The following is a 3,579-nucleotide window of genomic DNA, read 5'->3' as shown; positions in this document are numbered from 1 at the left end:
AGACCTGAATGCACCGCTCGACTTCAGACTCGCGGCCGATCAGCGGGTCGACATCGCCCTTGCGCGCCTTGACGTTCAGATCGACGCAATATTTCGACAGCGCAGATTCCTTAACCTCGCCCGCCTCGGCCTTGGGAGTTTCGTGATGCGGGTCTTCGGCGCCAGTCAGCGGGCGCTGTTCGCCATAAGACGGGTCTTTGGCCACGCCATGGGCGATGAAATTGACCGCGTCATAGCGGGTCATATCCTGTTCTTGCAGGAAAAACGCCGCATTCGATTCGCGTTCAGCAAATATGGCGACCAGCACATTGGCGCCGGTCACTTCCGAGCGGCCCGAGGATTGCACATGGATCGCCGCGCGTTGGATCACGCGCTGGAAGGCCGCGGTTGGCACGGCTTCCGAGCCTTCGACATCGGTCACAAGCGTTGACAGATCATCGTCGATAAAGCTGGCAAGGGTTTTGCGCAACAGCTCCAGATCGACCGAACAGGCCTTCATCACACGGGCCGCGTCGGGTTCGTCGATCAGGGACAATAGCAGATGTTCAAGCGTCGCCAATTCGTGGCGGCGCGAATTGGCAAGCGCCAGGGCGCCGTGAATGGCTTGTTCAAGCGTGGTCGAAAATGATGGCACTGGTTTCGTGCTCCTGTCCTGCGGGTCGAATGGTCCGTGCGGTCCATCTCAACCATGACCTCATACTGTAAAGGATCGGTTTTATTTCCCGATCTTCAAGCCCTAAATCGGCAAGTTTTCGGTTTTTCTCGGTTAAGGTTTAAAAAGTGATCGCTGCGTCGCAGTTTGGGCCTAGAAGCTGTCCTTCATGCTGCGCAAACGCGCAAAGACCTCGGCGTCGCTGGCCAAAGTCATTCCTAACCTTGCTTTGATATAAGGGTCATTGGCGCGAAGAAAAGGGTTGGTCGCCAATTCTCCTGACAGCCGCGAGGGCACGGTGGCGCGTTGTTCGCTGCGGGCTTTGGCAACCTTGGCGATACGGGCCTGCAAGGCCGCATTCTGCGGATCAACCGTTGCAGCAAAAGCAAGATTCGCGGTGGTGTATTCATGCCCCGAACAGATCAATGTCTCGGGCGGCAGAGCGCGCAGCTTGGCAAGGCTTGCGAACATCTGATCTGGGGTGCCTTCAAACAGCCGGCCACAGCCTGCGGCCATCAGGCTGTCGGCGGTAAAGCAAAAGCCCGAAGTTGGCAAATAAAAGGCAATATGGCCAAGGGTGTGGCCTGACACATCCAGCACCTGTGCGGCCTCTGTGCCGATGGCGATGGTGCTGCCCTCAGTCAGCTCGCGCGTCAAAGGCGGTAGGCGGTGCGCATCGGCGGCCGCCCCCAACACGGCGGCCGAGGTGGCTTCAACAATCGCCGTGACGCCGTCGATGTGATCCCAATGATGATGGGTCAGCCAGATAGCATCCAGCCCCCAGCCGCGCTTTTGCAGAACTGCCAAGATCGGGCTTGCCTCTGGCGCGTCAATCAGAACGGTTTCCCCCGAGCCCGCATCGTGCAAAAGATAGGCGTAATTGTCTTTCAGGCAGGGAATGGTCACAAGCTCGAGGGTCATGGGCGGCCTTTCACAGGGGCGGGGATGGCAACGCAGGGTAGCCTTGCGGCGTGGTTTGGGTATGATTAAGCCAGTTTGGCGGGAAAGGTCTGGGTCTGCAATGCATCTTGATGTGCTTGATCTGCGCAACTTTTACTACCGCACCCGTTTGGGGCGAGTGGCGCAGCGGGCGATCCGAGATCAGCTGGTGCGGATCTGGCCGCCTGTCAAAGGCCAGACAGTGGCGGGCTTTGGCTTTGCTGTGCCGCTGCTGCGACCCTATCTTGAAGATGCGCGGCGGGTGATCGGGCTGATGCCGGGGCCACAGGGGGTGATGCCCTGGCCGGCGGGAATGGCCAATGTTTCGGTGCTTTGCGAAGAAACCCAATGGCCGTTGCCGACGGGGCATGTTGACCGGCTTGTGCTGATGCACGGGCTTGAAACCTCGGACAATCCGATGGCGGTCTTGGACGAGGCGCATCGGGTGCTGGGGCCGGGTGGGCGCATTGTGATCGTGGTGCCCAACCGCGCGGGGCTTTGGGCACGCCGAGATGCGACCCCCTTTGGGCAGGGCCGCCCCTATTCCGGCCGCCAGCTGGAAGGCCAGTTGAAAGAGCACGGCTTTCGGGTCGAGCGCAGCATGACGCTTTTGTTTGCGCCGCCATCGGAAAGCCGGTTCTGGCTGCGCACCTCGACGTTTTGGGAAGGCTTTGGTCGCAATTTGCCTTGGCTTGCGGGCGGTGTGCTGCTGGTTGAGGCCAGTAAGCAAGTCTATGCGCCGACGCGTGGCACCTTGGCCAGTGCGGTGCGCCGCCCGTTGCGGGTGCTGGAAGGTGTGGGGGCTGCCGTGCCAAGCGCAAAACGACCGTCCGAAGGTGTTGATCCTTAGCCAATGGATCGGGGGGCGAAAACCCGCTGACCCAAAGAATCAGCCCAATTGATCGTCTGGGCAGGCCTATTCTTGCAAATTTGCCGCAAGGCCATTTTCGGCCAAGATAGCCTGGGTTTGGTCGCCGTGACGAAATTGAATTTTGACCTCACGTCGCGTCAAATATATAAAACTTATTGTGATTGCTTGGATTTTGCCGCGTTGCAGCAAGCCGGTCTGCCGCTTTGCCAAGATCGCGGAGTTTTTCAGACTTTGCCGGGCCTCGTGCGCTTGGGCTATCTGTCGCAGCTTTCAGTGTAAAATGCCGCAGCAACGTGGTTGCGGCATCGTAAAGGCTCTGCTAGAGACGCGGGAAATCGAAAAGACGCATGCCCTAAGTATGCGCCGCAGTCGGGCTGAAATCCGAAGGCGGTTCACGCGAAGGGCCTATACAGCGGAAGGGTTGACGTGTCCGAACCAGCTTCAATCTCCTTGAACATCGCTGCGCGCTACGCGCAGGCCCTGTTCGAGATTGCAAAAGACGAAAACGGCCTAGCGACGCTTGAGGCCGATACCGATGCGCTGGGGGCTGCTTTGACAGCCAGCCCCGAGCTTGCCGGCATGATCGCCTCGCCGGTCGTGACCCGCGAAGATCAATCGCGCGCCATGGCGGCAGTTGTGGCTGCGATGGGGCTTTCGTCGGCAATGGCAAACACCATCGCGCTGATGGCCAGTAAACGCCGCCTGTTCGTGCTGCCGCAATTGGTGGCCAACCTGCGCGCCCGCATCGCCACCGAAAAGGGCGAAGTGACTGCCGAGATCACTTCGGCAGCAGCTTTGTCGCCAGCGCAAGCCACCGCACTGGTCGAAGCCTTGAAAGCCAAGGTCGGCAAGGACGTCAAATTGAACACTACCGTCGATGAAAGCCTCATCGGTGGTCTAATCGTCAAGCTCGGCTCGACCATGATCGACACCTCGGTCAAGGCGAAGCTCGCGGCACTTCAGAATGCAATGAAAGAGGTTGGGTGATGGGAATTCAGGCTGCTGAGATCTCTGCGATCCTTAAGGAGCAGATCAAGAACTTCGGCAAGGACGCTGCTGTGGCAGAAGTCGGCCGTGTGCTGTCCGTAGGGGATGGTATCGCGCGCGTTCACGGCTT

The 3,579-nt window shown here is 59.3% G+C and carries 4 protein-coding genes; 2 read left to right on the top strand and 2 right to left on the bottom strand.

Annotated elements, in window-relative coordinates:
• Together AC1QQ2_RS13845 and gloB are read right to left on the bottom strand one after the other, a co-directional pair.
• The coding region (locus tag AC1QQ2_RS13845; protein WP_479713566.1) for a Clp protease N-terminal domain-containing protein at nt 1-634 on the bottom strand (634 nt) is incomplete at its 3' end.
• A gap of 171 nt (nt 635-805) precedes the next feature.
• Complete coding sequence (gene gloB / locus AC1QQ2_RS13840) at nt 806-1,573, bottom strand: hydroxyacylglutathione hydrolase (protein ID WP_395005314.1); 768 nt, start codon at nt 1,571-1,573, stop codon at nt 806-808.
• Nucleotides 1,574-1,673: 100 nt separating this feature from the next.
• Between gloB and AC1QQ2_RS13835 the strand changes: the two genes are divergently transcribed.
• Entirely contained in the window at nt 1,674-2,441 is a 768-nt protein-coding gene (locus tag AC1QQ2_RS13835) for a class I SAM-dependent methyltransferase (RefSeq protein WP_395005312.1), read from the top strand.
• A 447-nt stretch (nt 2,442-2,888) separates the two neighbouring features.
• Nucleotides 2,889-3,449, top strand: coding sequence for a F0F1 ATP synthase subunit delta (locus AC1QQ2_RS13830; RefSeq protein ID WP_395005310.1), 561 nt, complete (start codon nt 2,889-2,891; stop codon nt 3,447-3,449).
• The last annotated feature ends 130 nt before the right edge of the window (nt 3,450-3,579 follow it).

Origin of the sequence: Aestuarium sp. (genome assembly GCF_023253315.1) — a bacterium.
GTDB classification, from domain to species: domain Bacteria; phylum Pseudomonadota; class Alphaproteobacteria; order Rhodobacterales; family Rhodobacteraceae; genus Marivivens; species Marivivens donghaensis.
Note: the sequence above shows the minus strand (reverse complement) of the source record. Positions and strands in the feature narration are given on the sequence as shown.